This window comes from Catenulispora rubra (assembly GCF_015356825.1).
In the GTDB taxonomy this organism is placed as follows: domain Bacteria; phylum Actinomycetota; class Actinomycetes; order Streptomycetales; family Catenulisporaceae; genus Catenulispora; species Catenulispora rubra.
This window is the reverse complement of sequence record NZ_JAACYW010000026.1, coordinates 33,609-54,546: the sequence shown is the minus strand read 5'-3', so window position 1 is coordinate 54,546 and position 20,938 is coordinate 33,609. Positions and strand designations below refer to the sequence as shown.

The window sequence follows — 20,938 nt, the reverse complement described above, 5'->3', positions numbered from 1 at the left end:
CGATCGTCAGGCAGCGCCGGAACCCAGTCCACGACGAGTAGGCGCCCCGGAGCGCGGCCGGCGCCGCCTCCGAAGAGACGACGCCGACCGGCTTGCTACCGCGCACCGCTCCCTACACCAAAGACTCCCGCCAAGCCTGGTGCAGCCCCGCGAAGCGCCCGGTCCCGGCAGCCAGCAGCGCGGCGGGTTCGCCGTCCTCGACGATGCGGCCGTCCTCCATAACCAGGACGCGGTCCGCGATCTCGACGGTCGAGAGGCGGTGCGCGATGATCAGCGCCGTGCGGTCGGCCAGGATGGTGCGGAGCGCGCGCTGGACCATGCGCTCGCTGGGGACGTCCAGGGAGCTTGTGGCCTCGTCCAGGACCAGGACTGCCGGGTCGGCGATGAAGGCTCGGGCGAAGGCGACGAGTTGGCGCTGGCCCGCGGACAGGCGTCCGCCGCGCTTCTTCACGTCCGTGTCGTAGCCGTCCGGCAGGGCCGTGATGAACTCGTGGGCTCCGATGGCCTTGGCCGCCGCCTCGATCTCCTCGCGGGTGGCGTCGGGGCGGCCGAACGCGATGTTGTCCGCGACCGAGCCGGCGAACAGGAAGTTCTCCTGCGTCACCATCACCACCGCGCGGCGGAGGTCGGCGTCGGCCAGGTCGCGCACGTCCACGCCGTCGACGCGCACGGCGCCGTCCTGCGGGTCGTAAAAGCGGCACAGCAGGCGCGCGAGCGTGGACTTGCCCGCGCCGGTCGCGCCGACCAGGGCCAGGGTCTGGCCGGCCGGGATCTGCAGGTCCAGCAGGGGCAGGATCACCTTGCCGCCGGTGCCGATGTCCTCGGCCTCGACGCTGGCCTCGACGCCGGCCTCGACGCCGGACGCCGAGGTCTCGTCCGACTCGCGTTTGGGGTAGGCGAAGGTCACGCCGTCGAACGCGACCCGGCCGGCCAGCGGCGAGGGCAGCGGCTTCGGCTCGGCCGGCTCCGGCAGTTCGTTGGCCTCCGCCAGGACGCCGGACAGCTTCTCCAGCGCGGCCGTCCCGCTCTGGAAGGAGTTGTAGAACATCGCGATGTCCTCCAGCGGGTTGAAGAACCGCCGCAGGTACAGCACGAAGCCCACCAGCACGCCGATCTGGATGTTCCCGTCCATCACCCGCAGCCCGCCGTAGACCACGACGCCCGCCGTGGTGAACGCCGCGATGGTCTTCATCCCGGGGATGAAGATCGCCAGCAGGTTCATCGCGCGCGCGTTGGCCCGGCGGTAGTCGTCGTTCAGCTGCCGGAAGATCTCCTCGTTGCGCGGCTCGCGGCGGAACGCCTTCACCGCGCGGATCCCGTTGCAGGTCTCCACGAAGTGCACGATCAGCGCCGCGATCGTCTCGCGCGTCCGGCGGTAGGCCACCGCCGAGTGCCGCGAGAACCACCGCATCAGCAGCAGCATGGCCGGGAACGCCAGCCCCACCACGAGCGCCAGCGGCACGTCCAGCACCGCCATCATGATGCCGATCGCCGACACCGTCAGCAGCGCGTCCAGCAGCCCGTCCAGGCCGTTGTCGATCAGGTCGTTCAGCGCGTCCGGGTCGGAGGTCAGCCGGCTGATCACGCGCCCGGAGGTGTAGTTCTCGTGGAACGCCAGCGGCAGCGCCTGGAACTTGGCGAACACCATGCGGCGCAGGTTCAGCAGCATGGTCTGGCCGATTCGCCCGACCTTGTTCAGGAAGATGGCGCGCAGCCCCGACGCCAGCACCGCTGAGATCACCATCAGCACGAACACCCAGACGATCGGCGTCCAGTCCCCGCGCCGCAGTGCCGGGATGCCGCGGTCGATGCCGATCGAGACCAGGTAGGGCCCGGCCATGTTGAAGACGGTCTGCACCAACACCATCCCGGTGCAGAACAACAGCTCTCTGCGATGCGGCCGGACGAGTTCGGCGAGCAGCTGCCGGCTCCGCGCCCGCAGCCGGATGCCCCGCTTGTCCGGCAGGTCGTCCTTCTTCTCGACGGCGACGCCCCGCCAGTCAGTGGTCGTCGTGGTCGTCGTGGTCGTCGTGGTCGTCGTGGTCATCGGGACACCTCCACGAGTTCGCTGTCGGAGGTGTCGGGCTCGGACTCCTCCGCCGCGTCGGACAGATCAGAGGTCTGCGAAAGAATGTCGCGATACGCGGGACATGTCTGAAGCAGCTCGTGATGTGTCCCGACGGCCGCGACGGTCGTGCCCTCCGGCCCCGCCGGCGAGAGCAGCACCACCCGGTCGGCCAGCAGCACCGTGGACGGCCGGTGCGCGACCACCAGGCCGGTGGTGCCGCGCAGCACGCTGTGCAGCGCCTCCTCGACCTTGCCCTCGGTGTGGATGTCCAGCGCGGACAGCGGGTCGTCCAGCACCAGGATCGAGGGCCGGCCCAGCACCGCGCGCGCCAGCGCGACGCGCTGCCGCTGCCCGCCGGACAGCGTCAGCCCCTGCTCCCCCACCCGCGTGTCGAGCGCCCAGGGCAGCTCGTTGACGAACTCGGCCTGCGCGACCCCCATCGCCTCGTCGATCTGCTCCCCGGTGGCGTCCGGGACGCCCATGGTGAGGTTCTCGCGCACCGAGGCGGAGAACAGCGTCGGGTCCTCGAAGGCGCACGCGACCTTGCTGCGCAGCTCGGCCAGCGGCAGGTCGCGCACGTCGACGCCGTCGACCAGCACCCGCCCGGCCGTGGTGTCGTACAGCCGCGGCACCAGCGCGGTCAGCGTGGTCTTGCCGCAGCCGGTGGGACCGACCAGCGCGACCGTCTCCCCGGGGGCGACGCGCAGGTCGAACCCGGAGATGACCGGCCGGTCGGAGTTCGGGTAGGTGAAGCTCACGTTCTCGAAGACCAGCTCGCCGGCACTGGCGGGTCGCGGGCGCTGCGTCGTCTCCGCGTCGGCGATGGCCGGCACGATGTCCAGCACTTCCAGGACCCGCTCGGCCGCGGAGTTCGCCTCCTGGCTCTGCGCCATCAGCCAGGCCATGGACTCGATCGGCCACAACAGCGTCAGGTACAGCGAGATGAAGGCGACCAGCGTGCCCAGGGACAGCACGCCGGAGGACACCGCGTAGGCGCCGATCAGCACGCACAGCGAGAGCACCAACTGCGGCTGCGACGCGAAGACCGCCCAGAGCTCCGACAGGGTCCTGATCTTCGTGAGCTCCAGCGTGCGCAGCGTCTGCGCGCGCTCGTCGAAGCGCGCGAACAGCAGGCCCTGGCGGCCGAACGCCTTGACCGCGCGGATGCCCAGAGCGGACTCCTCGACCAGGGTCGCGACGTCCCCGGCCTGGTCCTGGGCGGCCCGGGACTGCCGGTGGTAGCGGCGGTCGGCGAGCCGGCCGTAGAGGATCAAGGGGATCGACGCGGCGTAGATGATCAGGCCCATCACCGGGTGGATGACGACCAGGGCCCCGCCGACCAGCAGGAAGGTGGCGCCGTTGACCACCAGGAAGATCAGCGCGAAGCCGAAGAACCGGCGCAGGCTGTTGATGTCGCCGGACATGCGGGAGACGAGCTGACCGGACTGCCAGGAGTCGTGGAAGGCCACCGGCAGCTTCTGCAGGTGGCGGAAGAAGGCGTTCCGGATGTCGGCCTCGATGCCGAGGGCGGCGCGTTGCAGGAACCACCGGCGGAGCCAGAACAGCGTGGCCTCCGCTATGCCGAACAGGAGGACCAGGCCGCCCAGTGGCCACAGGGCTGCCTTGTCGTGGTGCGCGATCGGCCCGTCGATGAGGTCTTTGGTCAGCAGCGGCACGGCGACACCGACCAGGGTGGCCCCGAGGGCGGCCAGCGTCATCAGGATCATCCGGCCGCGGTAGGGCCGGGCGAAGGGGGCCAGGCGGCGCAGCGAGACGAACGCGCCGCGCCTTGGTTCATCGGGAAGCTCTGTACTGTCTGGAATCTTGGGTTTACTCGTGACAGGTGCTGATGGCGTCGACTCCATAGCTCGGATGGTAGAGAATGCCCGTGACACTTCTCACCTGGTTTTTAAGCGGGAATGTCAGTGGTGGAAAATCACTTGCCTATTACCGGGGGAACCTGGGATCCTAAGGCTTGGGGACGAGTGTGGGTGAGGCCCGTGAGTAGGGTGACGGCACGACGGCGCGTGGTACGCCTGGACGGCTCGGTAGAAGGCCCGATCCGCCGCCGGAGCGGCGAGGAGCACCTGGCCGCCGAGGAGCCGCTGGAGATGCGCATCGGCGGACGACCGTTCACGGTGACCATGCGCACTCCCGGCGACGACTTCGACTTGGTCGCCGGGCACCTGACGGCCGAGGGCGTGCTGGCCGCACCGGACGACGTGGTCCGCATGAAGTTCTGCTCGGCCGACAACGGCTGCTCCTCCACGGCGTACACCGACGGCGAGGCATCGCTGGCGTTCGCCGACGGCGACCCCCTGAACATCGTGGACGTCACCCTGGCCCCCGGCGTCGAACTGCCCGAGGAGCGGCTGCGCCGCTCGTCGTACGTGACCAGCGCCTGCGGGGTGTGCGGGAAGACGTCGATCGACGCGGTGCACGCCGCGGTGCGCTGGCCGGTCGCCGATGACGACGTGAAAGTCCCCGCCGCGACCCTGTTCACCCTGCCGGATCGGATGCGCGAGGCCCAGAAGATCTTCGCCAAGACCGGCGGCCTTCATGCAGCTGCCCTGTTCACCGCCGACGGCGAGCTGGTCTGCCTGCGCGAGGACGTCGGCCGGCACAACGCGGTCGACAAGGTCCTCGGCTGGGCCCAGCGCGCCGGCCGGCTGCCGCTGCGCGAGCACGTGCTGGCGGTGAGCGGCCGGGCCTCGTTCGAGCTGGTGCAGAAGGCCGTGGCCGGCGGGATCCCGGTGCTGGCCGCGGTGTCGGCGCCGTCGTCGCTGGCGGTGAGCCTGGCGGCGGAGTCGGGGCTGACGCTGGTCGGGTTCCTGCGGGGGCGGACGGCGAATGTGTATTGCGGGGCTGAGCGGATCATCGGCTGACGGCGGGCTGGGTCGGCGGTTCGGCAGTTCGGCGTGGTGGTCATTTCATAGGATCAGGGATAAACCACCCCTATCACCTTGTATACCGAACGCCACTGACACGGCAGCCGCTTGCCGCCTCCGCGCACTGCCGGGGCACGCCGCTACCGGAACACCCCGGTGTGCCCCAGTGAGTACCGACCCGGCTGCGGGTACACCGCGAGCCCGTGCGGCCCGCGGCCGACGCGGATGCGAGCCAGTAGCCGGCCGTCCGTCGTGGAGATGGCGTAGACCTCGGCGTTGTAGCGGCCGGACAGCCAGAGCACCTTGCCGTCCGCCGAGACGCCTCCTATGTCCGGCGAGCCGCCGTCCGGCAGCTGCCACTTGGCGCGGGGCTTACCGCTGGCGAAGTCGAGCAGCGTGATGCTGCCCTCGCCGCGGTTGGAGACGTACATCGTCGTCGAGTCGCGGGAGACGTACAGCCCGTGCGCGCCCTTGCCGGTGGGGATCATGCCGGTCAGCTTGAAGGCGTCGCCGTCCACGGTCCACAGGCCGTTGGCGACCATGTCCGCGATGTAGAAGACCTTGCCGTCCGGGGAGATCTTCACGTCCTGCGGCATCGAGCTCTTCTGCGGCAGGTCCAGGACGCCGAGGATCGCGCGGTTCTTCGTGTCCACCTTCAGCAGCTGGCCGGAGAACTCGCAGGACACGATGAAGTACGAGCCGTCGGGCGAGAAGTCCGCGTGGTTCACGCCCTCGCACGGGACCGGCAGCACCTTCTGCACGGCCATGGTGTGCGGTTCGCGGAAGACCAGCTGCATGTCCTTGCTGGCCATCACGACCGCGGACGCGCCGTCCGGCGTGAAGTACAGGTTGTACGGGTCGTGCACCGGGATCGGCGCGCCCGCCTTGCCCGTGAAGGGGTCGATCGGGGTCAGGCTGTTGCCCAGGTCGTTGTTGACCCACAGGGTCTTCAGGTCCCAGGACGGGACCACGTGCTGCGGTTCGTGGCCCACCTTCATCGTCTCGATGATGTGATAGTCCGACGGATCGATCACCGTGACGGTGTCGCTCTCGGTGTTCGGGACGTAGACCCGGGGCAGCGCCGCCGCGATCACCGGCGACACCATGCCCGGGCGGTCGAAGGAGTACAGGTCGGCGGGGTCGTAGGCGGGCATCCCGGACAGGGCGGCGGGTAGCAGAGTCCCGGCGCTCCGCGGTGTTCCGGCGGGGGTCTCGGCCGACGCGCCGGCGGCGTTCGGGCCGGAAGCGGGGCCCTGTCCGGCGCTCGAGTCCATCCCGGTCATGCCGGTCATGCTCGAACCGGAGCCTGAACCCGAGCCGGAACCCTGCGCGGCCGGGCTGCCGTTGTCGTTCCACACAGACCGGTCGGTGGCGAACCACACCCCGGCGCCGATCACTCCGGTCGCGATCAGCGTCGCCGCCGCCCGGCGCATCCGGATGGTGGGCTGCGACGGCCTCGCAGGCCTCGACGGCCGTGCCGACCGTGCCGACCGGGACGACCGCGACGGCTGGGAGCGGCGCCCGTGCGTGCTGCGCGTCACGAGAACAGCTCCGATGCGGTGACGGCGGCCAGGCCGCGGGACTTCAGCCCGGCGAGCACGGCCGGCAGCGCCGCCACCGTGTGCTGGTGGCCCAGGTGCATCGACACCACCGCCCCGGGGTGCACCGCGGCCAGCAGGCGCTCGGAGATCTGCGTGGCCGAGGGGTCCTCGTAGTCCAGCGGGTCGACGTCGTAGGACAGCACCGTGCGATAGCCGGCCTTGCGCGCCTGCTCGATCAGCATGGGGTTGGCGTGCTGGGTCTGCGAGGGCCGGAACCAGATGCCCGGTGAGCCGGTCAGCTTCTGCAGGCGGGCGGCGCACTGCTCGATCTCGGCGAAGGCCGCCGCCGGCGACAGCCGCGAGACGTCGACATGGTTCTCGGTGTGGTTGCCCAGCTCGTGGCCGCCGTCCAGGACCCGCCGCGCCATCTCCGGGTGCGCGCCGAGCCAGCGGCCGACGGCCAGCACGGTGAGCCGGGCCTGGCCGGCCTCGGCCTCCTTGAGCAGGGCCTGGGCCAGCTGGGGGTCGCCGTCGCCGTGGAAGGTCAGGGCGACCTGCGGACGGCCGGACGCGGCGTGGTCGACTTCGGCGAGGGCCTGGGTCCGGCTGGAAGGGGACGCGGGGGACGCGGAGCTTCCGGAGGTTGCGGCGGGCTGGGACGCGCCGAACGAGCCGGTGGCGCCTGCTGTCGAGCCGGCGGCGCCGGTGCCTGAGGCTGAGCCGGCCGAGCCAGTAGCGCCGTTCAAGCCCGCCGAGCCGCGTGCGGTGTCCGCAGCCGGCCCCGCCGCGCCGGCACCCTTCCCGTCCGAGCACGCCGCCAGGCCCGCCGACGCGGCCGAGCCCAACACGGCCAATCCCGCCCGCAGCGCGGTACGTCGGTCCGGTGCCTTCACGCCGCAAGATCCTAGGTCCGGCACCGTCCGTTTTCCGGCGTTTGGTCCGCGTGCCGCCTTAAGTGCGACCGGAGTTTCACCCGATCGGGAGTCATCAACCCTCTTGTACCGGCCGCTACCGGCGAGTAGTTTTCAACGAACCGTCCAATACTCCGTCGTCGGGATCGGGAGCAGCAGCCGTGGGACGCAAGATACTGATCCTCGCCGGAGCCGTGGCGCTGGCCGCCGAGGCGCTGGGGGCGGTGGTCGTGGCCGTCGGCTTCTACGGCTTCGTCTCCTTCGGCAACGGCGTGAAGTTCGGCCCGGCCGGGCCCGGCCTGCTCAAGATCATCGCCCTCGGCCTGAACCTGGGCCTGTTCGCGGTGCTGATGCTGGCCGCAGTCATCCTGGTCCTGGCCGCGTTCGGCATGGTGCTGAACAACTTCATGCAGGGCCTGATGATGGCCATCGCGGCGTTGCAACTGTTCGTGACGATAGTGGTCACCGGCCTGACCGGCTGGACCCAGCTGCTCATCCTCGGCGGGGTGTTCCTGCTGCTGGCCGGCGCGCTCGCGGTGACGATGGTGACGCCGGCCGCGCCCAAGCCCGAGCCCGGCCCGGTGGAGCCGGCCCCGCCGGCGGGTGGCGGCGGCCCCGGGACGCGGCCCGGCAACGGCGCCCCGACCACCGCCTGATCCACCCCCTGATCCACCGTCCGGTCGGCAGCCCGGAGGCGAAGCCTGGTCCGCAGCTGATCGATCGGCTGCTCCGAAGGCGTTCGCGGCGGCCCGGTTAGAGTCGGGGCATGTCCACAACCCCGCCGCCGGTCGTCCTGGCCTCCGCCTCCCCCGCCCGCCTGTCGCTGCTGCGCGACGCCGGCTTCGATCCCCGCGTCCTGGTCAGCGGCGTGGACGAGGACGCCGTCGAGGAAGCGCTCGGCCCGGACGCCACCCCCCGCGAGGTCGCCCTCGCGCTGGCCCAGGCCAAGACCCGCGCCGTCGCCGCGCTCCCGGAGACCGAGGGCGCCCTGGTCATCGGCTGCGACTCGGTCCTGGAGTTCGCGGGCCGGCCGCTCGGCAAGCCGGACACCCCCGAGGAGGCGGTGGCCCGCTGGTACGCCATGCGCGGCCGCTCCGGCGTCCTGCTCACCGGGCACTGGCTGGTCGACCGCGCGACCGGCAAGGAGACCGGCGAGGTCGCCGCGACCGTGGTGCACTTCGCGGAGCCCAGCGACGAGGAGATCATGGCCTACGTCGCCACCGGCGAGCCGGAGCGGGTGGCCGGGGCGTTCACCATCGACGGGCTCGGCGGCGCCTTCGTGGACTCGATCGAGGGCGACCACTCGAACGTGATCGGGCTGTCGAAGCCGTTGCTGCGCAAGCTGATGGCCGAGCTGGGGCTGAACTACACCGCGTACTGGAGCGCCGCGGCGGAATGAGACGACACGGCGGCGGGGAGCCCGTGAGGACTCCCCGCCGTCGGTACATACTCAAGCCCGCGTGCTCAGGCTCGCTCGTTCAAGCCGGTTCAGCCCAGGCCTACAGGCCGCTCCCGAACGCGGACAGCAGCTTCTGCACGTCGACGTTCGTCACGTCGCTCGGCGCGGTGACGCTGCTCGCGCTCTGGGTGAACTTCGCGTCCACCGGCAGGTGGCCGCCGCCGGTCTTGCCCGCCGGCAGGAACTGCGCGAGGTCCACCTGCAGCTCGCTGATCTGCCCGCTCTTGACCCAGATGTCGAACGTGACGTTCTCGCTGTCCGGCACGTTGTTCAGGCCCTCGCGCAGCTTGTCGATGTCGGTCTTCGACTTGCCGGGCACCGTGTTCAGCACCGGGCCGACCGCCTGCAGCACGTCCTGGCCGATGACCTTGACCTTGCCGCTGACCGCGTAGTGGCCGCTGCCCTTGTCGGTGACGTTGGCGTCCTGGGTCAGGGCCTTCATCAGCGCGGTCTCCAGGCCGGAGAGCATCTGCGAGCCGGCGCCGGTCGAGGAGGACGTCGGCGTGGAGCCGAGGTCGCCGGCGCTGCCGCCGAAGCTCTTCAGCATCTGCTCCAGACCCTTCAGGTCCGAGGCGCTGACCCCCACCCACTTGCCGGCCATCAGGGCCTGCAGCGGCGCCTGGAAGTCCGGCGGCACCTGGCCGAGCTGGCTGGTCAGCGAGGACGCGGACTTGCCGGACAGCTGCAGGAACTGCGGCACGTTCAGCTTCGCGTACAGCGCCCCGCCCACGCTGCGGACGTCGACCAGGTCGGTCCCGCCGGCGGTCAGGTCGAACTCGATGTTCGGGCTCTCGCCGGTCTTGAGGTCCTTCAGCGGCTTGTCGGAGCTGGCCGTGAACTTCACGACGATGCCGCCGTTGCTGAACAGGGTCTTGGCGATCGCCGCGGACTGCGGGTCGCTGCTGTCCTTGTTCAGGGCCGTGATCATCGCGTCGTCGGGCTTCAGCGAGAGCTGGAACGACTCCGCGTTGCCGTTGGAGATGTTGTGCACCGCGGCAGCCAGCGCCTCAGTGGGCGTCTTGCCGTTGGTGTTCCCGCTGTCGGTGCTGCCCGAGGAGGAGCACGCGGACAGCGAGAGCCCGGCGACGGCGCCGACAGCGATCGTCATCGTCAGCGCGCGGATCGAGCGGCGCTTTGTGGATATGGACGTCGTCGTTGGCATTGCTGGGTACCCCCACTTTGCGGAGCTATAACTCTTCTTCTAACGCTGTCAACTGTACTCGCCGGTCCCGACGGACCGGATGCGACTTAAGGCGGAATCTGGGAATCCCCCTACAGATGACGTGATCTTGACCGTCTACTCCCTGAGGTGTACGCCGCAGGGATACCAGAGGTCTGAAGTCAGCGCGCTTGCGGGAACGCCGAAGCCCGCCATCCGCCGGGACCGGGGTGCAGTTGCCCGCGCACGTTCCGCTCCCGCGCCATCCAACCGCTGCGCGGACCTGCCCCGCTGCCGTCGTTACTCGATCGTGACGCCGCACTTGCGACGGCCGCGGCGACGACGGCGACCACCACGGCGACTTCCTCAGGCGTGGGATCGCCGTGCAGAACTCTGACCTGTGTTGGTTCTTGAATCTGTGACGCAGCCTGCACCGCGCCGCCCTGCTCCGCGCCGCTCACAGCGGGATGTTCCCGTGCTTCTTGGGCGGCAGCGTCTCGCGCTTGGAACGCAGTGCGCGCAACGCCTTCACGACGTAGGTGCGGGTCTGCGACGGCTCGATCACCGAGTCGACGTAGCCGCGCTCGGCCGCGTCGTAGGGGTTCAGGAGCTCGCCCTCGTACTCCTGGATGAGCCGCGCGCGCTCGGCGGTGGGGTCCTCGGCGGCCGCCAACTCCTTGCGATACAGGATGTTCACCGCGCCCTGAGCGCCCATCACCGCGATCTGCGCGGTGGGCCAGGCGACGTTCAGGTCGGCGCCGAGGTGCTTGCTGCCCATGACGTCGTAGGCGCCGCCGAAGGCCTTGCGCGTGATGATGGTCAGCAGCGGCACCGTGGCCTCGGCGTAGGCGTAGATGAGCTTCGCGCCGCGGCGGATGATGCCGTTCCACTCCTGGTCGGTGCCCGGGAGGAAGCCGGGGACGTCGACGAAGGTGAGGACCGGGACGTTGAAGGCGTCGCAGGTGCGGACGAAGCGCGCGGCCTTCTCGGAGGCGTCGATGTCCAGGCAGCCGGCCAGCTGCATCGGCTGGTTGGCGACGATGCCGACGGTGCGGCCCTCGACCCGGCCGAAGCCGACGACGATGTTCGGCGCGAACAGGGACTGGACTTCCAGGAAGTCGGCGTCGTCCAGGACGTGCTCGATGACCTGGTGGATGTCGTAGGGCTGGTTCGCCGAGTCCGGGACCAGGGTGTCCAGCTCCCGGTCCTCGGGGGTGATCTCCAGGTCGGCCGGCACCTCGTACTCGGGGGCGTCCTCGAGGTTGTTGCTCGGCAGGAAGGACAGCAGGCCCTTGACGTAGTCGACGGCGTCCTTCTCGTCGGCGCCCATGTAGTGCGCGTTGCCCGACTTGGTGTTGTGGGTCCGGGCGCCGCCGAGGTCCTCCATCGAGACGTCCTCGCCGGTGACGGTCTTGATGACGTCCGGGCCGGTGATGAACATCTGCGAGGTCTGGTCGACCATCACCACGAAGTCGGTCAGCGCCGGGGAGTAGACGTGCCCGCCGGCCGCCGCGCCCATGATCAGCGAGATCTGCGGGATGACCCCGGAGGCCAGCACGTTGCGCCGGAAGATCTCCCCGTACAGCCCCAGCGAGACGACACCCTCCTGGATCCGCGCGCCGCCGCCCTCATTGATGCCCACGATCGGGCACCCGAGCTTGAGCGCCAGGTCCAGCACCTTAACGATCTTCTCGCCGTACACCTCGCCGAGCGCCCCGCCGAACAGCGTGACGTCCTGCGAGAACACGCACACCTGCCGACCGTCCACGGTCCCGAACCCGGTGACCACCCCGTCGGTGTAAGGCCGGTTCCGCTCCATACCGAAGCGCGCCGAGCGGTGCACCGCCAGCTCGTCCAGCTCCATGAAGGAGCCGTCGTCGAGCAGATACTCGATCCGCTCACGGGCCGTCATCTTCCCCTTGGCGTGCTGCTTCTCCACCGCCCGCTCGTTCCCGGCGTGAATCGCCGTGTCGAGCCGGGATCGGAGTTCCGCGAGCTTGCCCGCCGTGGTGTGGGGTGCGTCGGTTGAGGGGGCTTCGGCGTCGGTCACGTGGTCACTTTAATGCGTATCAGGCACGATGCCTCGGACGGCGGACCGTGATTCTGTCCACACACGCGGGTCGTCGGCGAGCCGGTAGTCGATCACTCGTTCGGGTTGCCGTCGCGCGAACGTTCGCCACGGTCGCGCTGGACAGCCATAACATCGACCGCATGCGGTTGCGCTACAGGTACCGCCTGTATCCGGACGCCGCGCAGCGCGATGCGCTCGCCAGAGCATTCGGGTGCGCCCGGGTCGTCTACAACGACGGCCTGCGACTGCGGCAGGCGGCGTTTTCGGCCGGGCAGGGATTCATCGACGACGGTGAGCTTCAGAAGCGGGTGATCACGCAAGGCAAACGGACACCGGAACGGGCTTGGCTGTCCGAGGTGTCGTCGGTGGTCCTCATCCAGTCGCTGCGCGACCTGAACCGCGCCTATCGGGCATTTTTCGCAGTACGGCGTGGCGAACGGCGGGCATCGGCTGTCAACCTCCCGCGGATCAAGTCCAAGCGTGACGGACGGCAGGCGATTCGGCTGACGTCGAACGGCTTCACCGTCCGAGACGACGGCAAGCTCTATCTGACAAAGGTCGGCGATGTTGAGGTCGTTTGGTCCAGGCGGCTGCCCGCCGAGCCGTCGTCCGTGACAGTCGTTCGCGACGCCGCCCATCGCTACTGGGCGTCTTTCGTGGTCGAGGTCGAGGAGCAACCGTTGCCCCGTACTGACATCGAGTGTGGCATCGACCTGGGCCTCACCCATTTCGGCGTGACATCGGGCGGAGAAAAGATCGCGGCTCCGCGATTCCTCCGACGGGCAGAGCGAAAGCTCAGACGCCTACACCGCGATTTGTCCCGTAAGCAGAAAGGCTCTGCGAACCGACAGAAGGCCAGACTGAAGCTGGCGCGACAGCACGCGAAGGTCGCCGACAGGCGCCACGACTGGCACCACCAGGAGTCCACCCGCGTCATCCGCGAGAACCAAGCGGTGTTCGTGGAGGACTTGGCCGTGGCCGCTCTCGGGCGGACCAGACTGGCGAAATCAATCCATGACGCCGGTTGGACCCGGTTCGTGGACATGCTGGAGTACAAGGCGGCGTTGTACGGACGGGAGTTCGCCAAGATCGACCGGTTCGCACCGACCACGAAAACCTGCTCGTGCTGCGGTACCCGCGTCGAGCGCATGTCGCTCCGTGTCCGCGAATGGGACTGCCCGTCGTGCGGAATGCGTCATGATCGTGATGTGAACGCCGCCCGCAACATCCTCGCCCTGGGACGCAGGGAGAGGCTAAACGCCTGTGGAGAGGGCGTAAGACCGGAACGCGTTCCGGCAGCCGTCGATGAAGCAGGAACCGACCGAAGCGAAGGAGCTCTGCCGTGACCGGCGCGGAGGATGACGGACGTCAATCGCCTTACACGGATTTGGACCGCCCACCCCTGCGCGAGCTGGCAGTGAACAAGGCGGTCGTCCGCCCCGGCGGCCTGTGGGGGCGCGTCGATGTGGTGCGGGAGACCGGGTCCACCAATGCGGACGTGGCCGAGGCGGCGCGGGCCGGAAAGCCTGAGGGGTACGTGCTCATCGCCGAGGCGCAGAGTGCCGGGCGCGGGCGGTTGGGGCGGACGTGGACGGCGCCGGCGCGGTCGGGGTTGTTCCTGTCGGTGTTACTCCGGCCGGATGACGTGCCCTCGACGCGGTGGGGTTGGTTGCCGTTGCTGGCTGGGACCGCGGTGCGGACGGCGGTGGACACGGTCAGCGAGGTTCCGGTGCGGTTGAAGTGGCCGAACGATCTGATCGTGGTGGACGACTCCGGCGGCCCCGATGAATCTGACGCCCCCGATGGATCCGACAGCCCCAATGAAACCGGCAGTAGTAATAAGGACACCGCCTACGGCGCCGCCCGGAAGCTCGGCGGCATCCTCGTCGAGCGCGTCGAGACGCCGGGCGGCCCGGCCGCGGTGGTCGGTCTGGGGCTCAACGTCTCGTTGCGGCGCGATGAGCTACCCGCCCCGCATGCGACCTCGCTGCTTCTGGAGGACGCCAAGGCCGCCGATCGCGACACGCTGCTGCGGGCGATCCTGCGCGAGCTCGAGCGCTGGTACACGGACTGGAGCGTCACCGGCGGCGATCCGATGGCCTCGGGGTTGCTCTCGGCGTACGCCGCTTCGTGTGCGACTTTCGGGCGGCGGGTGCGGGTGGAGCTGCCCGGCGGGGAGCCTGTGGTCGGGGAGGCTGTGGGGCTGGACGGGGACGGCCGGCTGCTGGTGCGGAACGCCGACGGGGAGCGTGCGTTCGGGGCGGGGGATGTCGTTCATCTCAGATGACAAGACCCTGTCACCGGCAAGTAACTGCCAAGCAGTCCTATTGTCTGCAAGTATGCGTGGCGACAGGACACCTTCGCTTCCTCACAGGGGGGAGGCGCGGAGTTGAGGGAGTAGTGACGGCAATGGGTTACCCCAAGCACCTTCTGGCGCCCGGCGAGCAGATCGACCTCGCGCTGCGTCCGCACTGGAAGGCGCTCATCCTCCCGGTGCTGAACCTGGTCGCCGCGGTCGCCGTGTTCGGCGCCGCGGCCGGGCTGACCAGCGGCAGCACGCAGAAGGTCGCAGCGATCGGAGTCGGCGCGCTGGCGCTGATCGACATCATCGTGTTCACGGTCCGGCCCTGGGTCATCTGGCTGAACAAGAACTACATCGTCACCAACAAGCGGCTGATCATCCGCGAGGGCTTCATCCACCGCGAGGGCCGCGACATGCCCCTGGTGAAGATCAACGACGTGTCGTTCAAGCACAACGGCCTGCTGGACCGCATCCTGGGCTGTGGCACGCTGGTGGTGGAGTCGGCCGGCGAGCACGGCCAGGAGCAGCTGGAGGACATCCCGCACGTGGAGTCCACGCAGCGTGAGCTGACCAACCTGATCAGCAACGTCGGCACCGACGGGACGGCCCAGCTGGCCGAGCCCGAGGAGCAGCACGGCAAGAAGAAGTAGAAGCGGCAGACGCAGCGGCAGAAGCGGCAGACGCAGGCGATTCGACGGCGACCAGGGCAGGAGCTGCGGAACACGATGGCGCGCAGGGTGCCGGGGGACGGTGGCCACGACGCGGCCGGGAAGAACGGCTGCCGGGCGCGCCGGGCCGATTCGGCTGCGTCGGCTGACTCGGCTGACTCGGCTGAGTCGGGCGACTCGGCCGGGGCCGCCCGGGCCGCCGCTTCCGATGCCAGCGCCGGCGCCATCAGAGGTGTCGGTGGCGTCGGCGGCGTGAGCGGCCCCGGCGCCGTCGCCGGAGCCAACGGCGTCTCCGGCGCCGCCAGCACCTCCAGCGCCGCCAAGCGCAAGGCCGCCAACGGCGACGAGCTGGAGGCCCTCCTGCTCGGCGGCGTCCCCCGGCACACCGCCTACGAGGTCTGCAAGGCCGCAGGCATCCCCTACGACGAGGCCCGCCGCTACTGGCGCGCGATGGGCTTCGCCGACGTCGGCCAGGCCCGCGCCTTCACCGACGCCGACGTCGACGCCCTGCTGCGGCTCGGCGGCATGCCGCGCAGCGGGCTGTTCACCGAGGACTTCGCGGTCCAGGTCGCGCGCTCCATGGGACAGACCACGGCCCGGCTCGCCGAATGGCAGGTCGACGTGCTGTTCGACGCCTTCGACACGGCCGGCGTGGGCTCGGAGGAGATGGCCGAGTTCGGCTACCGGATCGGCCGCCGGGTCCTGCCGGAGCTGGAGGAGCTGCTGGTCTACGTCTGGCGCCGGCAGCTCGCCGCGGCCGCCGGCCGGGTCCGGCAGCAGCTCCAGGAGCACGCCGAGGGCCTGCAGGCCGTCGGGTTCGCCGACCTGGTCTCCTTCACCCGGCTCTCGCGCCAGCTGACCGAGGAGGAGCTGGCCCGGCTGGTGTCGGTGTTCGAGGCCAACGCCGCCGACACCGTGGCCTACGGCGGCGGCCGGCTGATCAAGACCCTGGGCGACGAGATCATGTTCGCCGCCGACTCCCCGGCCCGGGCCGCGCGCATCGCGCTGGACCTGCTGGCGTCGATGCGGCGCACCGAGGCGGTGCCCGAGCTGCGGATCGGCGTGGCGTACGGGCACGTCGTGCAGCGCAACGGGGACATCTACGGGACCACGGTCAACCTGGCGGCGCGGCTGACGTCGCTGGCCGAGCCGGACCAGATCGTGGTGGACCCGGAGCTGGCCGACGCGCTGGCCGACGACGCGTCGTTCGCGCTGGAGCCGGTCGGGACGCGGATGGTGCGCGGGCTCGGCGAGATCGCGCTCACGGCGCTGACCGGGGACTGAGCGCGAACTGGTCGCAAGCCGACCGCAGCCCGATCACCCCGAGGTGACAGCCCTCACATTCCAGACTTTGAGACACCGCGACTAGCATCGATCCCATGACCGATATGCCGACAACGTTGTCGCTCCGGGAAGTGGGGCCGCGCGACGGCCTGCAGAACGAGGACCCGGTCTCCACCGAAACCAAGATCGAACTGATCGACCGGCTCTCCCACACCGGCGTCTCCCGCATCGAGGCGGTGTCGTTCGTGCACCCCCGCGCGATCCCGCAGATGGCCGACGCGGCCGAGGTCGCCGCGCAGATGACCCGGGCCGCCGGCATCCGCTACTCGGCCCTGGTGCCGAACCTGAAGGGCGCTGAGCGGGCCCTGGACGCCGGCTTCAACGAGATCGAGGTGGTCGTCTCCGCCTCGGACACGCACAACAAGAAGAACCTGAACCGCAGCACCGCCGAATCCCTCGACGACATCGCCGCGATCATGGACCTGGCGCACGGCCGCGGCGCCACGGTCCAGGTGATCGTCTCCACCGCCTGGGGCTGCCCGTACGAGGGCGAGGTCCCCACCGAGCGCGTGCTCTGGGTGGTCGACACGGCGGTCGCGCACGGCGCCGACTCCCTGTCCTTCGGCGACACCACCGGCATGGCCACCCCGACCCGGGTCACCCGGCTGATCGGCGAGACCCGCTCGGCGCACGCGGACAAGCCGCTGAACCTGCACTTCCACAACACGCGCGGCACCGGCCTGGCGAACGTCCTGGCCGCGCTCCAGCTCGGTGTCACCGACTTCGACGCCTCGGTCGGCGGCCTCGGCGGCTGCCCCTACGCCCCCGGCGCCTCCGGCAACATCGCCACCGAGGAGCTGGTGCACATGGTCGAGGACATGGGCATCGACACCGGCGTGGACCTGGAGGCGCTGCTGGACACGGCGGCCTACGCCGAGCGCGCGGTCGGCCGGACGCTGCCTTCGCAGGTGCTGCGGGCCGGGCCGCGGACACGGCTGGCGCAGAGCTGAGCTGAGCGGCACGGCGCGCGGCGCTACGAACTGAGCCGCGCGCAGCCGAACTCAGCCGAGCCGAGAGCCAAGCTGACCTGACCTGAGCCGAGGCGCAGCACCCGCTACTCCCGCTGCGTCGGCGGCACCGCCTCCCCCGCCTGCGCCAACGCCCGCTCCCAAGCCTCCTCGCCGCGCGTGCGGCGCAGCTGGTCGCGCACGTATTCGGACACGGACACGCCCAACTCGGCGGCCCTTGCGCGGGCGGCGGCCAGGCCGTCGCCGGCCGGGGACGTGGGGTGCTGGGCTCCGGTCACGTCGGGCCACGGTACCGACACCGGGCGTCGATCTGGCGGACCATCGCCCGGACGGGTGAAGTGGCACAGCCGCAGGACATCACCTAGCGTGGTCCCGTGATTTCGTACGGCGGACAACGCGGCCATGTCTAATACAGATCAAGCCTCGATCCGCCTGCGTGCGCTCACCGACCTGGCCCGCGCCCTGGCGCGGGTCCACGGGTTCAGCCAGGTCATCACCGTCGTCGCCGAGGAGTCCCGCAAGGCCCTGGACGCGCGGGTCGTGTCGCTGTCGGAGTACGTGCGCGCCACCGGCTAGCTGCGCGTCCTGATCAACCACGGGGAGCTGCTGCCGTTCGAGGAGCGGTTCCCGGAGGAGGAGTGGTACGCGCCGTCGGACTTCCCGCGCGTCGTCAGCGAGGAGTACCCGCGGCCGTGGACCCTGCGCAGCGACGACGCCGACGCCGACCCCCGGCGCACCGCCTCGCTGCGATTACGCGAGCGGCACAGCGCGCTGATCTCGCCGATCTTCTTCGCCGGGCAGGTCTGGGGCGAGCTGTACGCGGCCCGCACCGCCGACCAGGAGCCCTACACCGACGCCGACCTGGACTTCGCCGCCACCCTCGCGGCCCTGGTCAGTGCGGGTCTGGCGCAGGCCGACCGGCAGGAGTACCTGGAGCGGCTGGCCTACACCGACGAGCTGACCGGCCTGGCCAACCGGCGGGCCATCGAGGTGGGCCTGGACGAGGCGATGGAGCTGCACCGGCTCACCGGGCTGCCGGTGGCGCTGATCATCTGCGACGTGAACGGCCTCAAGCAGGTCAACGACACCTCCGGGCACGACACCGGGGACGCCGTCCTGGAGCAGCTGGCCGGGCACCTCTCGGCGGTGGCCGGCACCGTCAACGGCGCCCTGGCGGCCCGCATAGGCGGCGACGAGTTCAGCGTCCTGGTCGTCGGCCAGCCCTGGTCGACGGTGACCCAGCTGGCCGAGGAGCTGGCCGACCGCGCCGCGAAGCTGGAGGGCATCTCCGGCGCCGCGGTCGGGTACGCCGCCACCGACGGCCCGGCCGGCACGGTCGGCAACCGCGACACCCTCTTCCGGCTCGCGGACGCGGCCCAGTACGAGGCCAAGCGCGAAGGCATCCAGCGTCCCGTCGCCGCCACCACACGGCACGTCATCCAGGTGGAGGAGGCGGCGGCCGACGGCTCCTCAGCCTCCCGCGACCGCCGCCGAATACGCCGCGGCCGCTGACCCCGCGATCCGCATCCGCCATCCGTCATCCGTCATCCGTCAACCGTCAACCGTCAACCGTCAACCGTGATCCGCGATCAACCGGCCTGCGGCCCACAACCACGACCCACTTGACGTATCAGCCCTCGATGTCAAGCTGAAACCCATGGCCACCGACATCGACCTGTCCGACAACAGCTTCTGGTCCCAGCCCTACGACCAGCGCATGGCCGCCTTCGCCGAGCTCCGAGCGCGCCCCGCGGCCCCGCTGTTCGCCGAGCCCCGCTTCCCCCTCATCAAGCCCGGCGCCGGCTACTACGCCCTCACCCGCCACGCCGACGTCGTGGCCGCCAGCCGCCATCCGGAGCTGTTCAGCAGCGAGCCGACCTCCAACAGCATCCCGGACATGCCGCGCTACCTGGCGAGCTACTTCGGCTCGATGATCAACATGGACGATCCCCGGCACGCCCGGCTCCGCCGCATCGTCTCCCGCGCCTTCACCCCGAGGCTGGTCAACGGCCTGAAAGCGAACATCGAGGGCACCTCGACCCACATCGTCGACGACCTCATAGCCCACCGCGCCGGCGATTTCGTCGCCGAGGCGGCCGCGCGCCTGCCGATGCAGGTCATCTGCGACATGATGGGCATCCCCGAGCCCCAGCACCCGATGATCCTCGCGCACACCAACCGCATCCTGGCCGGCAGCGACGAGGAGTACACCGGAGTCCCGGAAGACGCGAGCCCGCTGCGCACCAAGCTCGTCGGTCCCCTGGCGCTCTACCGCCTGATCCGCTCCGGCCGTCAGCTCCACCGCCTGGCCGCGGCCCTGGGCCGCGAACGCCGCCGGCACCCCACCGACGACCTGACCTCCCGCCTGGTGAACGCCGACCTCGACGGCGAAGCCCTCACCGACCAGGAGTTCGGCTCGTTCTTCATCCTTCTGGTGGTAGCCGGCAACGAGACCACGCGCACGGCGCTGTCCCACGGCCTGAAGCTCCTCACCGACCATCCCGACCAGATGGAGATGCTGCGGAACGACTTCGACGGCCACATCGTCGGCGCCCTCGACGAGATCCTGCGCTACGCGACCCCGGTCACGCAGTTCCGCCGCACCCTGACCCAGGACCACGACCTGAACGGCACGCCGCTGAAGAAGGGCGACAAGGTCCTGCTCTTCTACAACGCCGCCAACCGCGACCCGGACGTCTTCGACGACCCCGACCGCTTCGACATCACCCGCTCCCCCAACCCCCACCTCAGCTTCGGCGGCCCGGGCCCGCACTTCTGCCTCGGCGCGCACCTGGCCCGGACCGAGATGACCGCGCTGCTGCGGGAGCTGTTCACGCGGGCGCCGACCATCCGCAGCGTCGGCGAGCCGGACCGGCTGACGTCCAGCTTCATCAACGGGATCAAGCGGCTCCGCTACGAGATCCAATAGCTACGAGATCCAATAGAGGAGCGCTTGTCGGCACCCCCGGCTAGTTTGTTGAAATGAGCACACTCGAAAACCGGCCGAACAAGGCCGTGCTGGTCATCGACGTCCAGAACGGCGTCGTCACCGGCAACCACGAGCGCGACGCCGTCGTGGCCAACATCGACACGGTGGTCGGCAAGGCGCGCGCGGCGGGCGTCCCGGTGGTCTGGATCCAGGACATCGGGGAGAACCGCGAGGCCGGCTCGGAGCCGTGGAAGATCGTGCCGGAACTCGACCCGCGCGAGGACGAGCCGCAGGTGCAGAAGCAGTGGGGCGACTCGTTCGAGGAGACCGGCCTGGAGTCGGTCCTGGCCGATCTCTTGGTCGGCAGCCTCGTGGTGACCGGCGCGCAGACCGACGCCTGCATCCGCTCGACCCTGCACGGCGCCATCACGCGCGGCTACGACGCCCTCCTGGTCAGCGACGCCCACACCACCGAAGACCTCAGCTCCTACGGCGCCCCGGCTCCGGGTGCGGTGATCGCGCACACCAACCTGTACTGGCAGTACCACGAGGCGCCCGGTCGGACCGCCGGAACCGTGACCGCCGCCGAGCTCAGCTTCAACCAGGGCTGAGCCGCTACCAGGGCCGACC

At 70.1% G+C, this 20,938-nt stretch carries 22 protein-coding genes; 13 read left to right on the top strand and 9 right to left on the bottom strand.

Annotated elements, in window-relative coordinates:
- Window positions 1-112: 112 nt before the first annotated feature.
- The gene (locus GWK61_RS10465) at window positions 113-2,047 is read right to left on the bottom strand and encodes an ABC transporter ATP-binding protein (RefSeq protein ID WP_194907764.1); all 1,935 of its coding nucleotides are present in this window, start codon (window positions 2,045-2,047) and stop codon (window positions 113-115) included.
- Entirely contained in the window at window positions 2,044-3,933 is a 1,890-nt protein-coding gene (locus GWK61_RS10460) for an ABC transporter ATP-binding protein (protein WP_194907762.1), read from the bottom strand. Before GWK61_RS10460 ends, GWK61_RS10465 begins: the two co-directional genes overlap by 4 nt.
- Before the next feature lie 135 nt (window positions 3,934-4,068).
- Here GWK61_RS10460 and fdhD point away from each other — a divergent pair, with 135 nt between their 5' ends.
- On the top strand, window positions 4,069-4,953 hold the full coding sequence (gene fdhD / locus GWK61_RS10455; protein WP_194907760.1) for a formate dehydrogenase accessory sulfurtransferase FdhD: 885 nt from the start codon (window positions 4,069-4,071) through the stop codon (window positions 4,951-4,953).
- A gap of 143 nt (window positions 4,954-5,096) precedes the next feature.
- Here the strand turns inward: fdhD and GWK61_RS10450 are convergent, their stop codons facing one another.
- Window positions 5,097-6,239, bottom strand: a complete 1,143-nt coding sequence (locus tag GWK61_RS10450) for a YncE family protein (RefSeq protein WP_228562055.1) — start codon at window positions 6,237-6,239, stop codon at window positions 5,097-5,099.
- A gap of 7 nt (window positions 6,240-6,246) precedes the next feature.
- Between GWK61_RS10450 and GWK61_RS10445 the strand changes: the two genes are divergently transcribed.
- Window positions 6,247-6,519, top strand: coding sequence for a hypothetical protein (locus GWK61_RS10445; RefSeq protein ID WP_194907756.1), 273 nt, complete (start codon window positions 6,247-6,249; stop codon window positions 6,517-6,519).
- Here GWK61_RS10445 and GWK61_RS56215 read toward each other — a convergent pair.
- Window positions 6,494-7,390 (bottom strand): polysaccharide deacetylase family protein, encoded by an 897-nt coding sequence (locus tag GWK61_RS56215; protein WP_194907754.1) that lies wholly within the window; start codon window positions 7,388-7,390, stop codon window positions 6,494-6,496. The genes GWK61_RS10445 and GWK61_RS56215 overlap by 26 nt on opposite strands.
- A 179-nt stretch (window positions 7,391-7,569) precedes the next feature.
- Between GWK61_RS56215 and GWK61_RS10435 the strand changes: the two genes are divergently transcribed.
- Together GWK61_RS10435 and GWK61_RS10430 are read left to right on the top strand one after the other, a co-directional pair.
- The gene (locus GWK61_RS10435) at window positions 7,570-8,064 is read left to right on the top strand and encodes a hypothetical protein (RefSeq protein WP_194907752.1); all 495 of its coding nucleotides are present in this window, start codon (window positions 7,570-7,572) and stop codon (window positions 8,062-8,064) included.
- Window positions 8,065-8,174: 110 nt separating this feature from the next.
- The gene (locus GWK61_RS10430; protein ID WP_194907751.1) at window positions 8,175-8,807 is read left to right on the top strand and encodes a Maf family protein; all 633 of its coding nucleotides are present in this window, start codon (window positions 8,175-8,177) and stop codon (window positions 8,805-8,807) included.
- A 100-nt stretch (window positions 8,808-8,907) separates the two neighbouring features.
- Here GWK61_RS10430 and GWK61_RS10425 read toward each other — a convergent pair whose 3' ends face one another.
- The 3 genes from GWK61_RS10425 to GWK61_RS10415 form a co-directional block, all read right to left on the bottom strand.
- On the bottom strand, window positions 8,908-10,029 hold the full coding sequence (locus GWK61_RS10425) for a hypothetical protein (RefSeq protein WP_194907749.1): 1,122 nt from the start codon (window positions 10,027-10,029) through the stop codon (window positions 8,908-8,910).
- A 179-nt stretch (window positions 10,030-10,208) separates the two neighbouring features.
- The gene (locus GWK61_RS60660; RefSeq protein WP_369125575.1) at window positions 10,209-10,460 is read right to left on the bottom strand and encodes an acyl-CoA carboxylase epsilon subunit; all 252 of its coding nucleotides are present in this window, start codon (window positions 10,458-10,460) and stop codon (window positions 10,209-10,211) included.
- A gap of 23 nt (window positions 10,461-10,483) precedes the next feature.
- Window positions 10,484-12,076: an acyl-CoA carboxylase subunit beta gene (locus GWK61_RS10415; RefSeq protein WP_194907747.1), complete on the bottom strand. Its 1,593-nt coding sequence runs from the start codon at window positions 12,074-12,076 to the stop codon at window positions 10,484-10,486.
- 161 nt (window positions 12,077-12,237) lie between these two features.
- On the opposite strand from GWK61_RS10415, the gene GWK61_RS10410 reads away from it, so the two are divergent.
- The 5 genes from GWK61_RS10410 (at window position 12,238) to GWK61_RS10390 (ending at window position 17,361) form a co-directional block, all read left to right on the top strand.
- Window positions 12,238-13,443, top strand: a complete 1,206-nt coding sequence (locus GWK61_RS10410; RefSeq protein WP_194907745.1) for an RNA-guided endonuclease InsQ/TnpB family protein — start codon at window positions 12,238-12,240, stop codon at window positions 13,441-13,443.
- Window positions 13,440-14,384 (top strand): biotin--[acetyl-CoA-carboxylase] ligase, encoded by a 945-nt coding sequence (locus tag GWK61_RS10405; protein ID WP_194907743.1) that lies wholly within the window; start codon window positions 13,440-13,442, stop codon window positions 14,382-14,384. Before GWK61_RS10410 ends, GWK61_RS10405 begins: the two co-directional genes overlap by 4 nt.
- 122 nt (window positions 14,385-14,506) lie before the next feature.
- Window positions 14,507-15,049 carry a PH domain-containing protein gene (locus GWK61_RS10400; RefSeq protein ID WP_194907733.1) on the top strand — a complete coding sequence of 181 codons (543 nt, stop codon included), beginning with the start codon at window positions 14,507-14,509 and terminating at the stop codon, window positions 15,047-15,049.
- A 75-nt stretch (window positions 15,050-15,124) separates the two neighbouring features.
- Window positions 15,125-16,351: an adenylate/guanylate cyclase domain-containing protein gene (locus tag GWK61_RS10395; protein WP_194907730.1), complete on the top strand. Its 1,227-nt coding sequence runs from the start codon at window positions 15,125-15,127 to the stop codon at window positions 16,349-16,351.
- 95 nt (window positions 16,352-16,446) lie between these two features.
- Window positions 16,447-17,361 carry a hydroxymethylglutaryl-CoA lyase gene (locus GWK61_RS10390; RefSeq protein ID WP_194907729.1) on the top strand — a complete coding sequence of 305 codons (915 nt, stop codon included), beginning with the start codon at window positions 16,447-16,449 and terminating at the stop codon, window positions 17,359-17,361.
- Between the two features lie 104 nt (window positions 17,362-17,465).
- Here GWK61_RS10390 and GWK61_RS10385 read toward each other — a convergent pair whose 3' ends face one another.
- Entirely contained in the window at window positions 17,466-17,657 is a 192-nt protein-coding gene (locus GWK61_RS10385) for a hypothetical protein (protein ID WP_194907728.1), read from the bottom strand.
- Between the two features lie 124 nt (window positions 17,658-17,781).
- Here GWK61_RS10385 and GWK61_RS10380 point away from each other — a divergent pair, with 124 nt between their 5' ends.
- Window positions 17,782-17,955 (top strand): hypothetical protein, encoded by a 174-nt coding sequence (locus GWK61_RS10380; RefSeq protein WP_194907727.1) that lies wholly within the window; start codon window positions 17,782-17,784, stop codon window positions 17,953-17,955.
- Here GWK61_RS10380 and GWK61_RS10375 read toward each other — a convergent pair.
- Window positions 17,952-18,209, bottom strand: coding sequence for a hypothetical protein (locus GWK61_RS10375; RefSeq protein WP_194907726.1), 258 nt, complete (start codon window positions 18,207-18,209; stop codon window positions 17,952-17,954). The two genes, GWK61_RS10380 and GWK61_RS10375, sit on opposite strands and share 4 nt — an antisense overlap.
- Here GWK61_RS10375 and GWK61_RS10370 point away from each other — a divergent pair.
- The 3 genes from GWK61_RS10370 to GWK61_RS10360 all read left to right on the top strand — a co-directional run bounded on the left by GWK61_RS10370 (window position 18,124) and on the right by GWK61_RS10360 (window position 20,919).
- Window positions 18,124-18,891, top strand: a complete 768-nt coding sequence (locus GWK61_RS10370) for a sensor domain-containing diguanylate cyclase (protein WP_323747489.1) — start codon at window positions 18,124-18,126, stop codon at window positions 18,889-18,891. The genes GWK61_RS10375 and GWK61_RS10370 overlap by 86 nt on opposite strands.
- A 145-nt stretch (window positions 18,892-19,036) precedes the next feature.
- On the top strand, window positions 19,037-20,308 hold the full coding sequence (locus GWK61_RS10365) for a cytochrome P450 (protein ID WP_194907725.1): 1,272 nt from the start codon (window positions 19,037-19,039) through the stop codon (window positions 20,306-20,308).
- Window positions 20,309-20,361: 53 nt separating this feature from the next.
- A complete protein-coding gene (locus GWK61_RS10360) occupies window positions 20,362-20,919 on the top strand; it encodes an isochorismatase family protein (RefSeq protein ID WP_194907724.1) in 558 nt (185 codons plus the stop codon).
- The last annotated feature ends 19 nt before the right edge of the window (window positions 20,920-20,938 follow it).